The 16,574-nt window shown below is 66.8% G+C and carries 13 protein-coding genes; 7 read left to right on the plus strand and 6 right to left on the minus strand.

All coding sequences use genetic code 11. From position 1 onward, the window contains the following. The first annotated feature begins 18 nt into the window (after positions 1 to 18). Both IEW85_RS01725 and IEW85_RS01730 read left to right on the plus strand, forming a co-directional pair. Positions 19 to 921 (plus strand): LytR/AlgR family response regulator transcription factor, encoded by a 903-nt coding sequence (locus IEW85_RS01725; RefSeq protein ID WP_188682268.1) that lies wholly within the window; start codon positions 19 to 21, stop codon positions 919 to 921. A 113-nt stretch (positions 922 to 1,034) separates the two neighbouring features. Then, positions 1,035 to 1,862 carry an aldo/keto reductase gene (locus IEW85_RS01730; RefSeq protein ID WP_188682269.1) on the plus strand — a complete coding sequence of 276 codons (828 nt, stop codon included), beginning with the start codon at positions 1,035 to 1,037 and terminating at the stop codon, positions 1,860 to 1,862. Positions 1,863 to 1,942: 80 nt separating this feature from the next. Here IEW85_RS01730 and IEW85_RS01735 read toward each other — a convergent pair whose 3' ends face one another. Further along, on the minus strand, positions 1,943 to 3,958 hold the full coding sequence (locus IEW85_RS01735; RefSeq protein WP_229658702.1) for a BCCT family transporter: 2,016 nt from the start codon (positions 3,956 to 3,958) through the stop codon (positions 1,943 to 1,945). Between the two features lie 248 nt (positions 3,959 to 4,206). Here IEW85_RS01735 and IEW85_RS01740 point away from each other — a divergent pair, with 248 nt between their 5' ends. From IEW85_RS01740 to IEW85_RS01750, 3 genes are all read left to right on the plus strand, one after another. Then, positions 4,207 to 5,463, plus strand: coding sequence for an endonuclease/exonuclease/phosphatase family protein (locus tag IEW85_RS01740; protein ID WP_188682273.1), 1,257 nt, complete (start codon positions 4,207 to 4,209; stop codon positions 5,461 to 5,463). A 2-nt stretch (positions 5,464 to 5,465) separates the two neighbouring features. Beyond that, on the plus strand, positions 5,466 to 6,476 hold the full coding sequence (locus IEW85_RS01745) for a hypothetical protein (protein WP_188682275.1): 1,011 nt from the start codon (positions 5,466 to 5,468) through the stop codon (positions 6,474 to 6,476). 92 nt (positions 6,477 to 6,568) lie between these two features. After that, positions 6,569 to 7,540 carry a glycerophosphodiester phosphodiesterase gene (locus IEW85_RS01750; protein WP_188682277.1) on the plus strand — a complete coding sequence of 324 codons (972 nt, stop codon included), beginning with the start codon at positions 6,569 to 6,571 and terminating at the stop codon, positions 7,538 to 7,540. A gap of 14 nt (positions 7,541 to 7,554) precedes the next feature. Here IEW85_RS01750 and IEW85_RS01755 read toward each other — a convergent pair whose 3' ends face one another. From IEW85_RS01755 to IEW85_RS01770, 4 genes are all read right to left on the minus strand, one after another. Next, complete coding sequence (locus tag IEW85_RS01755; protein ID WP_229658703.1) at positions 7,555 to 8,625, minus strand: universal stress protein; 1,071 nt, start codon at positions 8,623 to 8,625, stop codon at positions 7,555 to 7,557. 114 nt (positions 8,626 to 8,739) lie between these two features. Further along, a complete protein-coding gene (locus IEW85_RS01760; RefSeq protein WP_188682281.1) occupies positions 8,740 to 10,155 on the minus strand; it encodes a NupC/NupG family nucleoside CNT transporter in 1,416 nt (471 codons plus the stop codon). A 102-nt stretch (positions 10,156 to 10,257) separates the two neighbouring features. Beyond that, on the minus strand, positions 10,258 to 12,387 hold the full coding sequence (locus IEW85_RS01765) for a C40 family peptidase (protein WP_229658704.1): 2,130 nt from the start codon (positions 12,385 to 12,387) through the stop codon (positions 10,258 to 10,260). A gap of 351 nt (positions 12,388 to 12,738) precedes the next feature. Continuing rightward, entirely contained in the window at positions 12,739 to 13,104 is a 366-nt protein-coding gene (locus IEW85_RS01770) for a metallopeptidase family protein (RefSeq protein WP_188682285.1), read from the minus strand. 45 nt (positions 13,105 to 13,149) lie between these two features. On the opposite strand from IEW85_RS01770, the gene IEW85_RS01775 reads away from it, so the two are divergent. After that, entirely contained in the window at positions 13,150 to 13,953 is an 804-nt protein-coding gene (locus IEW85_RS01775) for an exodeoxyribonuclease III (protein WP_188682287.1), read from the plus strand. Positions 13,954 to 14,027: 74 nt separating this feature from the next. On the opposite strand, the gene IEW85_RS01780 is transcribed toward IEW85_RS01775, so the two are convergent. After that, a complete protein-coding gene (locus IEW85_RS01780) occupies positions 14,028 to 14,510 on the minus strand; it encodes a DUF4282 domain-containing protein (protein ID WP_188682289.1) in 483 nt (160 codons plus the stop codon). Positions 14,511 to 14,750: 240 nt separating this feature from the next. Between IEW85_RS01780 and IEW85_RS01785 the strand changes: the two genes are divergently transcribed. Beyond that, positions 14,751 to 16,460 (plus strand): tannase/feruloyl esterase family alpha/beta hydrolase, encoded by a 1,710-nt coding sequence (locus IEW85_RS01785; protein WP_229658705.1) that lies wholly within the window; start codon positions 14,751 to 14,753, stop codon positions 16,458 to 16,460. The last annotated feature ends 114 nt before the right edge of the window (positions 16,461 to 16,574 follow it).

Here is a 16,574-nt window from a genome sequence, read left to right on the forward strand (position 1 = left end):
AGCACATATACTGGCCGCATGCAGCCCCGTGCCCTCATCGTCGACGACGAAGCCCCCGCTCGGGAGGAGCTGCGCTTTCTGATCGAGGAGCTCGGTGAGCTCGACGGGGCCGGACCGGTGCAGGTGGTCGGCGAGGCCACCAACGGGGAGGAGGCGCTGCTGCTGCTGAAGTCCCTGGACTATGACCTGGTCTTCCTGGACATACGGATGCCGGGGCTGACCGGGCTGGATGTGGCCCGCGAGCTGCGCGACCAGGCCCGCCGCCCGCAGATCATCTTCACCACCGCATATCCGGACCATGCGGTGGACGCCTTCGATCTGGCCGCCACGGACTATCTGGTCAAACCCTTCGACGCCGAACGCTTCCGCCGCGCAGTGGAGCGCGCCCTGGCGGTCGGGGGAGAGCGGGGCTCCGAGCGCGGTGGTCTCGAGCGCGGCGCTGCCGAAGGGGAGGTTGAGCAGGGTGCCGCGGGCAGCGTTGCAGGTGCGGCTGGAGTCGGTGCCGCGGAGGCGGCGTCGCCGGCTCAGGGTCAGCCGGCCCAGAGCCAGCAGAGTCAGGCGCCGCAGCCTCAGCAGCCCCCGCGGCTGGTGCGGATCCCGGTGCAGAAGGACGGCCGCACTGTGCTGGTCCAGGGGGACTCGATCGTCTATGCCGCGGCCTCCCGCGGGTACTCCTCTCTGAAGCTGGCCGACGAGCGGGTGTTGGTCTCCTTCTCGCTCAATGAGCTCGAACGGCGGCTCCAAGGCCACTTCTGCCGGGTGCACCGCTCCTACCTGGTGAATCTGCGCTACGTGCGGGAGCTGGTTCCGGACTTCCGCGGCACGCTGGTGCTGGTGATGAATGATCGTCAGCGCAGCCGTGTGGAGGTTTCCCGGCGCCACGCCCGCGAGCTGCGGCGGCGACTGGGACTGCGTGAATGATCTCACCCTGGCACTGCGCCGATGTGGGGAATGAGCGCGGGGGTGTGCCGGTTCGAAAGGAGCGGAGGCATCCTCTCCGATGCCCTGATCAGAACATCCGAGGAAAGGTCGCTATGACTGCAGTACCTGAGATCACCCTCAACGACGGCACTGTCATCCCGCAACTGGGCTTCGGGGTCTGGCAGGTCCCGGCCGATGAGGCCCAGGCCGTCGTGGCCGAGGCTCTGAAGGTCGGTTACCGCCACATCGACACGGCTGCCGTCTATGAGAACGAGGAGGGCGTGGGCCGCGCGATCGCCGAGTCCGGCATCCCGCGTGAGGAGCTCTACATCACCACCAAGCTGTGGGTGAGCGACTTCAAGGCCGGCCGCTCCAAGGAGGCGCTGCGCACCTCTCTGGAGAAGCTGGGACTGGACTATGTGGACCTCTACCTCATCCACTGGCCCTCGCCGGAGGACGAGAAGTACCTGGAGGCGTGGAAGGCCCTGGAGGAGCTGCAGGATGAGGGCCTGACACGCAGCATCGGCGTCTCCAACTTCCTGCCCCACCACCTGGACCGGGTGGCCGAGGAGGGCTCCAAGACTCCGGCCGTCAACCAGATCGAGATCCACCCGGCGCTGCAGCAGCGCGAGACTGAGGCGGCCAACCAGAAGGCCGGCATCAAGACCGAGGCCTGGAGCCCGCTGGCCCAGGGTGCAGTCTTCGGTGAGGAGGCCATCGTCGAGGCGGCAGAGGCCCACGGCGTCTCCCCGGCCCAGGTCATCATCCGCTGGCACCTGCAGCAGGGCCGCATCCTGTTCCCCAAGTCGGTGACCCCGGAGCGCATCGCCTCGAACTTCGACGTCTTCGGCTTCGAGCTCTCCGAGGCGGAGATGGATGCCATCACCGCTCTGGAGCGCGACGAACGCACCGGTATGCACCCGGACAGCTTCAACCCGTGAGGCGGACCAGAGACAGAGAAGAGCCCCCGGCCCGGTCATCGACCGGGCCGGGGGCTCTTCTCTGTCAGCCCAGCTGAGGACTATTTCTCAGCGTCCTCCTGCGTGTCCTCCACGGTGGGGAGGGTGCCGGTGGCGACAGTCTCTTCGAAGAACTGCTCCGTCTCCTGCTCCCAGCCCACAGCGGACTCGGCGAACTCAGGGGTGTCGAAGACCTCTTCTGCCACAGGATCCTGCAGCGAGGCCTCCTCCTCCCAGTCGAGGGTGCCGGTGTGCGGATCGACCACGGTGGCGTAGGCAGGCACATCGTGCACGGCCAGGATGACATCCTCGGAGTCGTAGTACTGCGGCTCCTGGCTGCTCTGGCGCCGGTCGGAGGAGAGCCCGGCCAGCGTGGCGGAGGCCGAGCCCAGTCCGCTGCCGGCTCCGCGCAGACCATCGGTGCGAGCCGACCTCGCCCGGTTGGCGAGGATCTCGCGCAGACTCTTCTCCACCTCTTCCTCCCTGTCGGAGGAGGCGGCCTCCTGCGCGGCGGAGACCAGGGCAGACTTGGTGGCTTCCTGGCGGACGCGCACATAGCGCGGCATATTGATCGACTCGTACCGCAGGATCCGTATCAGTGCGATCATCGCCAGGACGTAGACGAGCGAGAGCGGAGCCGCTGCTGAGATGGAGCTGACCTGCAGCACCGTCAGCGCGGCCTCGCCGCCCGCGATCAGCAGGATCAGCGCGGCAGCGCCCATCAGCAGCGCCCAGAACAGGCGGGTGATCCGGGGCGTCTCGGTGGCGCCACCCTGGGCGAGCACATCGACCACCAGCGAGCCGGAGTCTGAGGACGTCACGAAGAACAGCACCACGATGATCATCGCCAGCACGGCCAGGGCGCCGGCGACCGCGCCAAGCGGAAGCTGCTCGAGCATGAGGAACAGCGAGGTGTCGGTGTCGACGACGCCGTCGGCGTCGGTCATCACTTCGTCCTGCAGCTGGTACCAGATGCCGCTGGAGCCGAAGATGGTGAACCAGAGCATACCGATGATCGTCGGTGCCAGCAGCACGCCGAAGACGAATTCGCGGACCGTGCGGCCGCGGGAGATGCGTGCGATGAACATGCCCACGAACGGAGCCCAGCTCATCCACCAGCCCCAGTAGTAGATGGTCCAGCCCAGGGTCCAGCCGTCCTCGGTGCCGGCGCCGGCGTTGAGCATGAACTCCGGCAGCACCGTCAGGTAGGAGCCGGAGTTGCCCACGAAGGACTGCAGCAGGAAGACGGTGGGGCCGAAGGCCAGCACGACCAGCGCCAGGACCGCCGCGGCGATCATATTGGCGTTGGACAGGATCTTCATTCCCTTGTGGATGCCGATCACCACGGAGATGGCGGTCAGCGCGGTGATGCCGCCCACCAGGGCGACCAGCAGCGTGTTGGACGGGTCGAACCAGTCGAGGTAGCCCAGGCCGGCCTGAACCTGGATGACACCGGTGCCCAGTGAGGTCGCCACGCCGAAGACGGTGCCCACGATGGCGACGACGTCGATCGCGTGGCCCACCCAGGACTCGATGAGCTTGCGGCCGAAGACCGGCTCCAGCAGCCACCGGATGGACAGCGGACGGCCGCGGCGGAAGGTCATATAGGCCAGGCCCAGGCCCACCACCACGTAGATGGCCCAGGCGTGCAGACCCCAGTGGTACATGGTCTGGCCCACGGCCTCACGGGCTGCGGCGGCGGAGCCGTCCTCCAGCCCGCCGATCTCTGGTTGGGCGAGCATGTGATTCAGCGGCTCAGCCACGCCCCAGAAGACCAGACCGATGCCCATGCCTGCAGAGAAGAGCATGGCGAACCAGGAGCCCATGGAGAACTCCGGCTTCTCGTCATCCCGGCCGAGCCGGATGTTGCCGGCTTTGGAGAGGCCGGCCCACAGGGCGAAGATGACGAAAGAGGTGACCAGGAGGACATACCACCAGCCGATGTACTCACCGATGTCGTCGCGCAGGGCCTCGAAGGCTGTGCCGGCTTCCTCGCCGTTCTCACGGCTGTACCAGATCGCGAACACCAGCGCTGCGGTGATCACGATGACCGAGGGGATGAAGACGGGTTTGGACAACCGCCTCCACGCTTCAGTGAGGGACCAGTCCCTCAACTTTGCGTCGGGTTGCGAAGCCATGAAAGTTCCTCCTCGTCGAATACCAAAAGTCCGTGTTCCATAGGCAACCATACAGAGGTGCCAGTACCACGGAGGATTTTCAGCCTGGCCGTATTACACCTTCATAACGTGTTCCACAATCTGCGGTGACTGGGTTGGCAGTCCCCAGGGGGATGGTTACGGTGGTGGGCATGCCCAATGGCCTGAGTATGTCTGCTGCCCAGAGGAAGGAAGCGTGCAGGAGCGGAATCGCCGCAGCTGCCGCTGCCGGCTTCGTCCTCCTCAGTACCTCCGGAGCCCAGGCCGCCGCATCCGACTACCCGACGCCGGGCCAGCCCGTGGCTCCTGGGGAGAGTACAGAGGATCTCGATCCCGCCGCCACCACGGCTGAGAAGGATGAGGACGATCTCCGCGCAGCCACGATGAACGCGGAACTTACCGGTGCCTCCACCGAAGAGGTCCTCGCCGACCTGCGCGACGGTCTGCCGGAGGCCCGCACTCTGGCCGAGACGGTTCAGATCAACGCCCCCGACGTATTGGTGCTGACCGGAGTCAGCAGCGACGAGTACGGGGAGATCGCAGAGACGCTCAACGAGGAGTATCTGGCGGTCAGTCAGAACGGCCAGGAGCCGCTGGACTACCCTCACGTGTTCACCGCGGAGACCAACTCAGGCTTGGACTCCGGCGCCGACCTCGACGACGACGGCGTCATCGGCGGCCCCGGTGATGCCATCGGCTACGGCGAGTACCCGGGCCACTACGGCACGGTCATCTTCTCCAAGCATCCGATCGAAGAGGATCAGGTGCGCACCTTCCAGGAGTTCCTCTGGGATGACATGCCGGAGAACTCCATGGAGGAGGACGACTTCTCCGAGTTGGAGCGCTCCATCCTACGCCTGAGCACCGGCACCCTGTGGGATGTCCCCATCCGCGTCGACGGCGAGAATATTCACCTGGTGGCCAGCTCCGTGGCCCTGCCGGAGGACTCGCAGGATGTGGACCCCGCCCGCGGCAGCGACGAGCGTCGGATGGTGGAAGACTTCATCAGCGGTGACGGTTGGTACCTCTACGACGATGAGGGCCAGGAAGGCCCGCTGATCCCGGGCAACCGCTTCGTGCTGCTGGGCCAGCCGATGAGCCCTCACGGCCTCGAGGATGAGGCAGACGGCCTGGACTCGCTGCTGAGCTCCTATGTTCTGCAGGACACGGAGCCGACTGCGGTCACCGATCAGCCGGTCGATGAGCGGGTCGGCGCCGAGCACGGAACCGACGAGAGTGCCACCCGGGCTGTGCCCTCCGGAACGGATGTCCGGGCCTCCTACGCGTTGCCCGGCGCCATGCTGGACGTGAACGGATCCGGCGTCTTCTGGCCCGGGGAGGGTGAGTACGGCTACGAGCTGGTGGATCCTGAGAGCCCGGATGCGCCGGAGGATCGTCTGGTCTGGCTCGACGTCGGTACTCTGTGAGCATGGCCAAGAAGGATAAGCAGGACAAAGCGCTGATGCGCACCGCTGCGGGCGGATTCGTCGCGCAGCAGACCGTCTCCGTGGTCTCCAAGCAGGCCTTCGACGAGAACGGCAATCTGACCCCCTCCGCAGAGACGTGGCTGACCCGCGCGGTCACCGTGCAGCGTCCTCTGGTGCTGGCCAATCTGCGCCGGCTGCGCAAGAAGCACCCCACGCTGAGCAACCGGCAGATGGCCCGAGAGCTCGACAAGGAATTCATGCGGGTCATGACCGGCAGCGGTGCGGCCATCGGAGCCTCCGCCGCGGTGCCCGGCGTCGGGACGGTGGCCTCCCTGGGGCTCTCGGCCTTCGCCACCGGCGGCTTCCTGGAGACCAGCGCGGTCTACGCCCAGTCCATCGCCGAGCTCTCCGGGATCTGCACGGAGGACCCTCAGCGTGCGCAATACCTCGTGATGGCTGTGATGCTCGGTGATGAGGGCCGCAAGCTGCTCAGCGAGCTCTCCGATCAGGCCGGCGGCCGGGGCACCGGCCCCTACGCCTCACTGGTGCCGATGAATGCCCTGTCCAGCTCCTCCGGGATGGGCGGGATCATCGCCAACCAGATCAAGCGCCACTTCATCCGTCGCTTCTTCGTGCGGCAGGGCACCACCATGTTCGCCCGCGCCATCCCCTTCGGGATCGGTGCCGTGGTGGGTGGAGCGGCCAACCGCATGCTGGCCAAGCAGATCATCTCTACGGCTCACCAGACCTTCGGCGAGCTGCCCGAGCAGACGCCCCAGGCGCTGATCGAGGATATGCGCCGTGCCCTGGACCGGGAGAAGCTGCGGGCCGATCGGCGTGAGCGCCGGGAGAAGAAGAAGGAGATCAAGGGCCAGCAGAAGACGGCCCATAAGGAGCGCCGCGGCGAGATCCGTGAGCAGCGCCGGCAGCAGAAGGTCGAAGAGGCCGACCGTCGCCTGGAGAAGGCTCAGCAGCGGCTGGAGAAGACTCAGGGCAACTCCTCCGAGGGCTGAGCCCCTCGGTTCACCGGACGTTCATCATGGTTTCCCTGCGATGTCGGCCGGTGGAGGGCGTTGCCGTGGTCTCCGGATCCTAGCCTGGAGCTGTGCAGACCTTCGGCTCTCCTGCTGACCTCTCACCGGCCCCTTCCCGACGCCGGGCCCGCATCTTCGCGCACCGCGGATCCTCTGGACTCTTCGCCGAACATACCCGCGCCGCCTATATCCGGGCGTTGGAGGAGCAGGCCGACGGGCTCGAGGTGGACGTCCACCTGACTCGGGACGGGGAAGTGGTCTGCTTCCATGACTCCACCGTGGGCCGCACCTCAGATGCCAGCGGTCCGGTGGCTGCGATGACCTGGCAGCAGATGCGGCGCCTGGATGTGCACTCCTGGAAGAACCCGGTGCTGCCGGAGCGCTATGGCCGTGCGGACCAGCAGCTGATGACGCTGAAGGACACTCTGGAGCTGCTCAGCGGGGCCGGGCGCAGCATGAGACTGGCCCTGGAGCTGAAGCACCCCTCGCCCTATGGCCACCAGCTGGAGGAGCGGACGCTGCAGGTGCTGCTGGCCCACGGCTGGGATCCCGAGACCTCCATGATCAGCTGCCGTGACCTCTCCGGGCAGGTGACCCACACTGTGGAGGTCACCTTCATGAGCTTCTCCCGGGGGTCCCTGCTGCACCTGGCGGAGCTGGTCCCGGCCGAGAAGCTCTGTGCGCTCTTCGACACTCTGACCGAGCGGCATATCGAGCGGCGCGTGGAGCATCTGCGCTTCGGCCCGGCGGTGCGGCCCCTGGTGGCAGCGGTGATGCGCGGAGCCGTGCGCAACGCTGAGGCCCTGGTCTGGAACGCCCATGTGGGCTACGCGGGTCCGGGGATCGCGCTGGTGCGGTCACGGCGTGCCGAGGTGAAGGCCTGGCAGGCCCGCGGGCTGAGGCTGCGCGTGTGGACTGTGGACCGTCCCGAGGATGCCCAGCTGCTGCTGGACCTGGGTGTGGGGGAGATGACCACCAACTACCCGGCACGCCTGGGCGCCCTGGTCTCCGGCGATCGGCGTCCCCTCTTCGAGGACGTCTGAGGCCTCCGGTCGCCTCAGGACTCGCCGATGGCGGGGCCGAAGGCGGGGCGGTCGTCCAGACGGCCGTCCTCACGGTCCGGAACCACCATGAGCGGGCCCTCGGCATGGTGCAGGACGCCCTGGGAAGTGGAGCCCAGCAGCATGCCGGTGAAGCCGCCCCGGCCGCGGGAACCGACCACGGTCAGCTGGGCATGACGGGTCTCCTCCACCAAGACGTCCACGGCGGGGCCGTCGACCACTGCGGCTTCGATCTCCAGATCCGGGAAGTGGTTGAGCAGCCAGCGGCGGCCGTTCTCCAGTTTCTCGCGCAGCTCCTGAGCCGCTGACTCGTCCTCCATATGCGTGGGGATCCAGACCAGAGTGGCTCCCAGCGGCGGCAGAGCGCAGACGATCCGCAGCGTGGTCCCGCGCAGTATGGCCTCCCGGGCCGCGGCCAGCGCGGCCACACGTCCGTAGTCGGAGCCGTCGACGCCGGCCACCACAGGACGTCGGTCCTGGGTGCGGATGGGGTGGGCGCCCTCTCTGATCAGCTCGGGGGAGGGCTCGGTGCTCGGCTTCTCCGGCGTCGGGGGAGGGGAGGCGGAGACTATCGGGATGGCCCCGGTGGCGGTGGTGACCGCATTGGACTCCTGGGAGGAGAACTTCAGCGGCACGATCACCGTGGGGCAGGCGGCGTGGGCCGGCAGTGCGGAGGAGACAGAGCCCAGCAGGCGGCCGAAGAAGCCGCCGCGGCCGCGTCCGCCCACTACGAGGACATCAGAGTGCTGGGAGTAGTCCAGCAGCACGCCGGCCGGATCGCCGGACTCGATCTCATAGCGCACCTCGCCCGGATAGTCCCGCAGGAACTCCTGGGCCTGGCTGATGACCTTCTCCGATCCCTGGCGCAGGGAGGAATCATCCATCAGGGCATAGCCGCCGTCCATAGAGGAGGCGGCGAAGGCCGGCAACGAATAGGCGGTGACCACAGTGAGCGGCAGCTCTCGGCGGTGGGCCTCGGCGGCGGCCCAGTGGGCTGCGCGCAACGACTGCTCGGAGCCGTCCACGCCGACTGCGACGCCGTGACCGGCAGGGGTGCGCTCGTTCATCATTGCCTCCTGGTAGGCCGAAGGGGCGTGGGGATCATGGTACCCACACGCCCCTTCGAGGGCTAGAGATCCCTGATCAGACCAGGGTTCAGGAGCTCAGAGCAGGGCCACGCCTCAGACCAGGATCATGCCCACGATGGCGGCAGACATCAGGTTGGCCAGAGTGCCGGCCAGCACGGCCCGCATGCCCAGCTGGGCGATCTCCGAGCGGCGGTTCTTCACCAGGGTGCCCAGGCCGCCCAGCAGGATCGCCAGGGAGGAGAAGTTGGCGAAGCCGGTCAGGGCGAAGGTCACGATGGCAGAGGTCTTGTCGGAGAGGCTGCCGTCGTATTCGGTGAAGGCGGCGAAGGCGACGAACTCGTTGAGCACGATCTTCTGTCCCAGGAAGCTGCCCGCCGCCGTAGCCTCCTCCCACGGGACACCGATGGCCCACATCAGCGGAGCGAAGATATAGCCGAAGATCTCCTCCATGGTCAGATCGCCGTAGCCGAAGATTCCGCCGATCTGGCCGATGAAGAGGTTGAGCAGTGCGATCAGCGCGACGAAGGCCAGCAGCATGGCGGCGACGTTGAGCGCCAGGCGCAGGCCGTCGGAGGCGCCGCGGGCTGCGGCGTCGATGACGTTGCGGGCCTCCGGGGTGCCGTAGGCCTCATCGTTCCGGGCCGGCGGCTCGTCATCGCCCAGAATGTCCTCCGGCTCGGCGGGCGCTGTCGAGTCCTCAGCGGGGGCCTCAGCTGTGGCCACCGCACCGGAGGGGGCGGCGTCGTCTCCCTCAGCCTTTTCGGTCTTGGTGTACTTGGCACCGCCCAGCACCGTCTTGTCTGTGGACATGGCCTCTGGGTTCTCGCGCTCGAGCTCGCCGGCGTCGACCTCGTCGAAGGAGCCGGCCGGGACCAGGATCTTGGCCATCAGCAGGGCGCCGGGAGCGGCCATGAAGCAGGCCGCGATCAGGTACTCCAGGTTCGCGCCCATCTGGTTCAGGCCCACCAGGACCGAACCGGCCACGGTGGAGAGGCCCCCGACCATCACGGCGAAGAGCTCCGACTTGGTCATGCCGGCCACATAGGGGCGGATGACCAGAGGTGCCTCGGTCTGGCCCACAAAGATGTTGGCCGCAGTGTTCATCGACTCTGCGCGGGAGGTTCCCAGCAGCCGCTGCAGAGCGCCGCCGATGAAACGGACCACGAGCTGCAGGATCTTCAGGTGGTAGAGGATCGCCGTCAGCGAGGCGAAGAAGACGATCACCGGCAGCACGTTGAGCACGAAGGGTGCGTTCTCATCGAAGAAGTGACCGAAGAGGAACTCCGTGCCTGCGGTGGTCTGTCCCACTACGGCGCGCACGCCATCAGAGACGAAGGTGAGCGCCGCTTGACCCCAGGGGACATAGAGCACCAGGACCGCGAAGCCCACCTGCAGCGCCAGCGCGACGGCCACTGTGCGGATCTTGATCTTCTTCCGATCCACGGAGAACAGGACTGCGATGGCGAGCAGCAGGCACATGCCCAGCGCGCCCCAGAGGATGGTGATCATGCTTCCTCCCGAAGGTGATGAGTGATGGAGAGGAGAAAGGCGGGTCCTCTCTCACTACCGCAGAAGAGAGAACCCGCCTATGTCTCAGGGCTCAGCGGGCGGTCAGAGCCGCACCGCTGAAGTGGGGCTGCCGAACATGGACCGGACGGAGACCCCGGAGCTCGGGCTGCCGGCGTCGACGATCTGACCGTCCCCCAGGTAGATCGCCGCGTGCCAGTCGCCCCAGAAGATCAGATCGCCGCGCTGGGCCTCGCCCACCGAGATGGTGGTGCCCTGGTTGATCTGGTCGTAGGTCGTGCGCCCCAGGCTGATGCCGGCCTGTGCGTAGGCCTGCTGGATCAGCGAGGAGCAGTCCCAGCCGTTCGGGCCGTTGGCGCCGAGCTGGTAGTAGGCGTTCGGGTTGTTGGCCTGAGCGACGGCGAACTCGATGGCCGCCTCGACGCCGCCGCCGGAGGTGGCCGGTGCCGGGGAGCTGCCGCCCGATCCACCGGAGGAGGTCTGGCTCTGGCTGGCCTCTTGCTGGGCGGCCTCCTGTGCGGCTGCTTCTTCGGCTGCGGCTTCCTCAGCCGCTGCTTCCTCAGCCGCTGCTTCCTCAGCCGCTGCTTCCTGTGCCGCTGCCTCCTGGGCGGCGGCCTCTTCAGCGGCTGCCTGCTCCTCAGCCTCGCGCTGTGCGGCTTCGGCAGCCTCGTGCTGCTCACGCAGGTACTCCACGTGCCAGCGCATCGCAGTCCAGGAGGCGTTGCCGTCGGCGTTGGTCAGCGCATCGTTGGCGAGCACAGCCTGGTAGTACTCCTGGGCGCCGTCGCCGAAGTCCGGCGCGTACTCAGCGCCCTGGCGCATCAGAGTCTGCATGTTGACGCTCAGGTCGTCGAAGCCGTGGATGACCGGTTCGGGTGCCTGGTAGTCGAAGGTCCAGGAAGTCTCGCCGGAGAGCTCGTGGCCCTCCTCGGCGGAGGCTTCGATGGTGATGCCGTCCTCGGGGACCTCGACCTGCCCGCTGCCGGAGGAGTAGGAGACGCCCTCCACCTCGGGCACGGTCAGCAGGTTGCCCTCCTGGGAGGGGGCCTCAGCCTCGACGGAGACCACCTGGGGCTCCGGTTCAGGCTCGGGCTCCGGTTCGGGTGCCTGGTAGTCGAAGGTCCAGGAGGTCTCGCCGGAGAGCTCGTGGCCCTCCTCGGCGGAGGCTTCGATGGTGATGCCGTCCTCGGGGACCTCGACCTGGCCGCTGCCGGAGGAGTAGGAGACGCCCTCCACCTCGGGCACGGTCAGCAGGTTGCCCTCCTGGGAGGGGGCCTCAGCCTCGACGGAGACCAGCACCGGCTCAGTCTCCTCCTCGGATGCCTCGGGCTCTTCCTCCGGCGCGTCCTCTTCGTCGGCGGTCCCTTCCTCGATGTCCTCCTCGGACACGCGAGCCTGCTCGGCGTCGGCCTGCATCGCGCTGAGGTGCCTCACCAGGGCCTCCTCATCGATGGAGCCGTCCTCGTTCAGGAAGTCAGCGTTGCCCAGGACCAGCTCGAAGTAGCCCTGGATGTCGTCGCCGTAGTCCTCGAGCTCAGCCAGAGCCTCGAGGAGTTCGTACATGGTCTGTCCGACCTCGGAGACGTCGTCGGCGGTGGACTCCTCCACCTCTTCGACGGCCTCGTACTGGGCGTCGCGCTCCTCAGCTGCGGCGTCGGCCTGCTCCTGGAGGGCCTCGTACTCGTTGCCCTCCTGCTCGGTCTCGACGTACTCCTGCTCAGCCTGGTCGGACTGGTAGTCCTCAGTGGCCTCATCGGCCAGCGAGGAGTCCTCCTCGAGCAGGATGTCCTCGGAGCCGGCCTCGCCTTCCTGGTACTCCTCGGAGGCGTCGGAGGCGGCCTCGTCCTCGGACTGCTCCTGGGCTTCCTCAGCCTCGGCTGCGGCAGTGGCCAGCTCTTCGGCCTCGTCCTCGGCGGCCAGAGCGTTCTGGTGTTCGATCTGCACGGCAGAGTCGAGCTCCAGCGCGCGTTGGTTGGCCTGCGTCAGGCGTTCGCTGATCTCGCCGATCATCTGGTCGGTGGCCTCGGAGGATTCCTGGGCGCTGGAGATGTCTCGTGCGGAGGGGACCTCGGGAAGTTCGGTCACGACCACGGAGTCGGCGGAGTTCTGGCCCTGGCTCTGTTGGTCGGGGTGGGAGGCTCGATCAGCCACCAGGTCGGGAAGGGTGGTCCCGACGAGTGCGGTCGTCACGACGACGGCAGTCGCTGCTGCCACCGCGAGATTTCGGCGGTTTTTCACGGTAGTTCCTCACTTATTCCTCACTGGGTGCAGCGTTCACGCATGGGCTGGCCTCCGGCGCGGACGTCCAGGCTGGGAGACCTGGACGACATGATGGGAATCGCGTCAGAAGCCGTGTGGCGCTACGTCGGTAACGATAGAGGCGTGGTTGACTCCTTGGCAACAGCCCGTGTCGTTCCTGTGACGAAACTGTGATGCGTGGATCCCCGTCATTCCGGGGATGTGAGGTCACAGAATGATATCGTCAAACCTTCAAGTAGGTTGAAGGTTGAGCTTCCGTGACTTCCGGGTGACCCTGTGCTAAACGATCTGAGGCCGGGGCCGGTCTCAGCCCCAGCCGAGGCGGTGCAGCGTCTCGTCGTCGATGCCGAAGAAGTGGGCCACCTCGTGGATCACCGTGATGGTGATCTGCTCGACGACCTCCTCCGAGGAGCTGCAGATCTGCAGGATCGGCTCCTTATAGATGGTGATCGTATCCGGCATCGCCCAGGGCTCGGAGCCGCGCTCGGTCAGCGGGATCCCCTCATAGAGGCCCAGCAGGACGGTGTCGGGGTCCTCCCAGGGCTGGGGCTGGTAGCGGTCCTCCACGAAGACGGCGACATTGTCGATCTTCGAGGCCAGCTCATCGGGGATCATCTCCAGGGCGCGGGCGGCGGCGTCGTCGAACTCATCTTCGCTCATCTGCGCAGGCATGGGATCGAGTCTACGGGGCACAGCCCCGCTGGTAGTTTTGACCCCATGCGAATTGCCACATGGAACGTGAATTCGATGCGTGCCCGGGCGGACAGGGTGGAGGCCTGGCTGGAGCGGCACGACGTCGACGTCGTCGCCATCCAGGAGACCAAGTGCAGGGACGACAACTTCCCCTGGGAGGTCTTCGAGCACAACGGCTACGACGTCGCCCACTTCGGCTTCAGCCAGTGGAACGGTGTGGCCATCGCCTCCCGCGTGGGGCTGAAGGATGTGGAGCGGACCTTCGCCGATCAGCCTCCCTTCGGCAAGGGCGGCGAGGATCCGGTGCAGGAGGCCCGCGCCATCGCTGCGACCTGCGGCGATGTGCGGATCTGGAGCCTGTACGTCCCCAATGGGCGGGCGCTGACCGATGAGCATATGGAGTACAAGCTGACCTGGCTCAAGCAGCTGCGCGAGCAGGCCGAGACCTGGCTGGCCGGTGACTCGCAGGCGCAGATCGCGCTGGCCGGCGACTGGAACATCGCCCCGCAGGATGAGGATGTCTGGGACATCGACCACTTTCGTGAGCAGGAGCTGACGCATGTCTCCGAGCCGGAGCGGGAGGCCTTCCGCTCCTTCCTCGACGCCGGCTACGCCGACCTGGTCCGCCCCCACACCCCCGGCCCCGGGGTCTACACCTACTGGGACTACACCAGCCTGCGGTTCCAGAAGCGCGAAGGGATGCGGATCGACTTCGTGTTGGGCTCCCCGGCTCTGGCCGAGCGGGTGGAGTCGGCCTTCATCGATAAGGATGAGCGCCGCGGCAAGGGTGCCAGTGACCACGCCCCGGTGGTCGTGGATCTGGGCTGACAGTCCGGCTGCAGATGAGAAGAGGCGCCGCCCCCGAGGGAACGGCGCCTCTTCTCATCTGAGGTGGTGAAAGGTCACTGCTTCTGCGAGGTGCGCACCGAAGCCACCGTGAGTTCGATGGCCAGGCGGGCGAAGATCAGCACGATCACCGGGACGATCCAGCCGAAGAGCAGCGGGTTGAGGAAGGTCCAGACCATGAAGTCGCCCGGGCCGGACGCGGCGACCACCAGGCCGCTGATGACGTCGGAGATGTACCAGACGGCTGCGATGACCAGGAACAGGGTGTAGAAAGCCTTGGCCGCCTTCTCCACCTTCAGAGTGCTGAAGTCGAGGTCCAGCAGGACGCCGAAGCCCTGAGCCTCCTTCTTCTGCTGCGGAGGCTGCGGGTAGCCCTGGTAGCCGGTGCCTTGGGCGGAGGAGGCGGAGGGCGCGCCGCCCTGCTGCGGGTAGCCGCCCTGCTGCTGGCCGTACTGGCCGTACTGCTGCTGGTTGGGCTGCTGGCCGTAGGCAGGGTTCTGATCCTGCGGGTTCTGGGGGTTGTCGGGCTGCTGAGTCATCGCGCTCCTCCAGGAGTTTGTTCGATCTGTTCTTCATTCCACCAGCGCTGCCCCTCATGCACCGTGCACTGGTGACTGCTGTCTTCGTATCAACCTACCGCAGTGGCATACGCCCACAAAGACAGGTGTCAAAGGTGAGATCAGGGGATGTTCGAGGAGTTGCTGTCTCAGTCATTGAGCAGGGCCCTTCCCATATGATCGGAATCATATTTGGGTCGTTCCATGAGCACCGTGACGAGGATGATGACTGTTCTGGCGGCGACAGCCCTGCTCTCCGGCTGTGCGCTGAGCGCTGAAGGGGAGGATCGGGAAGTTTCGGCAGATGCGGAGGAGGAGGCGGCCGTCGGCGTCGGACCTGCTGAGCCGGGCACGTTGGAGACCTGTGAGGAGCTGACGACCTTCGACTTCGAGGCCACGCAGATCCGACAGGCGGAGCTGATCCCTGAGGGCGAGGAGGAGAACGCCGGTGAGCCGGTGGGTGAGCACTGTCTGGTCAGCGGGGAGATGAACGAACGGACCAGCGACGCCGACGGCGAGCGGTACGCCATCGGCTTCGAGATGCGCCTGCCCGCCGACTGGGCGGGCCGCTTCCTCCACCAGGCCAACGGCGGTATGGACGGTGAGGTGGTGCCCGCGATGGGCAGATTCACCGGTGGTCAGCTGGAGGACGGGCTGCAGCAGGGCTTTGCGATCCTCAGTTCGGACGCTGGCCACAGTGCTGACCAGAACCCGCTCTTCGGGATGGATCCCCAGGCGCGGCTGGACTACGGATATCAGGCGGTGGATGCACTGACGCCGATGGCCCAGGCGCTGATCGAGGAGGCCTATGGTCGTGGGCCGGACACCTCCTATTTCGCCGGCGGGTCCAACGGCGGCCGGCACGCCATGGTGGCGGCCAGCCGCTCCGCTGATGAATATGACGGTTTCCTGGCGGTGGCGCCCGGCTTCAATCTGCCGCAGGCCGCAGTGGCGCAGATCTGGGGCGCCCATCAGTGGGATCAGGTGGCGGAGGAGCCGGGTGACATCACCACCGCGCTCTCGGCCGAGGAGCGTGAGGTGGTGGCCGCGGCCATCCTGGAGCGCTGCGATGACCTCGACGACGTCGAAGACGGGATCGTGGCGGACAGCGAGGCCTGCCAGGAGGCTTTCGACCCGCAGCAGGATGTCCCCACCTGTCAGGAGGAGCGGGACGGCACGTGCCTGTCCGCTGAGCAGCAGGAGGTGCTGGCTGATGTCCACGCCGGGGCTGTGGATTCGGCGGGCGATCCGATCTATACCTCCTTCCCCTTCGATCCGGGGATCAGCAATGAGGACTGGGGCTGGTGGACCTTCGAGGCCAGCGTGATGCTGGATCCGATGGCTGTGGGCTTCGTCTTCTCCCCGGAACCGGCTGACCCCGCGGTCCTGGAGGACCTGCCCGGATACGCCCTGGAGATGGACATCGACGAGGCGGCCGCCGGGATCTCGGATGAAGGAATCGCCGGGGAGAGCGCCATGGAGTTCATGACCCCGCCGGCCCCTTATGACCTCAGCGAGCTGGAGGCCGCCGGCTCCAAGATGATGGTGGTCCACGGAGCCTCCGACGCCGTGTTCAGTGCTGATGACACGGCCCGCTGGTACCGCGAGGTGGAGTCCCAGCATGAGGATGCTCGGGACTTCGTCCGCTACTTCCAGGTGCCGGGGATGGCACACGTTGAGGACGGTGTGGCCACTGATCAGTTCGATGGGCTCGGCGCGCTGGTGGACTGGGTGGAGCACGGGGAGGCCCCGGAACATATGGAGGCGACCGCCCGCGGGGAGGGCAATCCTGGCGGCGTCAATGAGGAGCTTCCGGACGACTGGGCGGCTGACCGGACCCGTCTGCTCTGCCCCTACCCCGAGACGGCTCACTATGAGGAGGGCGACCCGGAGGATGCGGCCAGCTTCAGCTGCCGGAAGGGGAGCGGTTGAGCTCTCCGCTGATGCGGGTCACCTCGGGGGTGGGGTCTCATCGTCCGGCATATGAGGCCGGGGTCGTTCCGGGGCATTACATCTAGACTGGCGGAGCGTCCCACGGCAGAGCTC

Origin of the sequence: Nesterenkonia cremea (assembly GCF_014642675.1) — a bacterium.
Lineage (GTDB): Bacteria > Actinomycetota > Actinomycetes > Actinomycetales > Micrococcaceae > Nesterenkonia > Nesterenkonia cremea.

Excerpts from the sequence above, each read along its gene's own strand:
- IEW85_RS01725 (WP_188682268.1), top strand. The coding sequence starts at position 19 with ATGCAGCCCCGTGCCCTCATCGTCGACGACGAAGCCCCCGCTCGGGAG.
- IEW85_RS01730 (WP_188682269.1), top strand. The coding sequence starts at position 1,035 with ATGACTGCAGTACCTGAGATCACCCTCAACGACGGCACTGTCATCCCG.
- IEW85_RS01740 (WP_188682273.1), top strand. The coding sequence starts at position 4,207 with ATGTCTGCTGCCCAGAGGAAGGAAGCGTGCAGGAGCGGAATCGCCGCA.
- IEW85_RS01745 (WP_188682275.1), top strand. The coding sequence starts at position 5,466 with ATGGCCAAGAAGGATAAGCAGGACAAAGCGCTGATGCGCACCGCTGCG.
- IEW85_RS01755 (WP_229658703.1), bottom strand. The coding sequence starts at position 8,625 with ATGAACGAGCGCACCCCTGCCGGTCACGGCGTCGCAGTCGGCGTGGAC.
- IEW85_RS01760 (WP_188682281.1), bottom strand. The coding sequence starts at position 10,155 with ATGATCACCATCCTCTGGGGCGCGCTGGGCATGTGCCTGCTGCTCGCC.
- IEW85_RS01770 (WP_188682285.1), bottom strand. The coding sequence starts at position 13,104 with ATGCCTGCGCAGATGAGCGAAGATGAGTTCGACGACGCCGCCGCCCGC.
- IEW85_RS01775 (WP_188682287.1), top strand. The coding sequence starts at position 13,150 with ATGCGAATTGCCACATGGAACGTGAATTCGATGCGTGCCCGGGCGGAC.
- IEW85_RS01780 (WP_188682289.1), bottom strand. The coding sequence starts at position 14,510 with ATGACTCAGCAGCCCGACAACCCCCAGAACCCGCAGGATCAGAACCCT.
- IEW85_RS01785 (WP_229658705.1), top strand. The coding sequence starts at position 14,751 with ATGATGACTGTTCTGGCGGCGACAGCCCTGCTCTCCGGCTGTGCGCTG.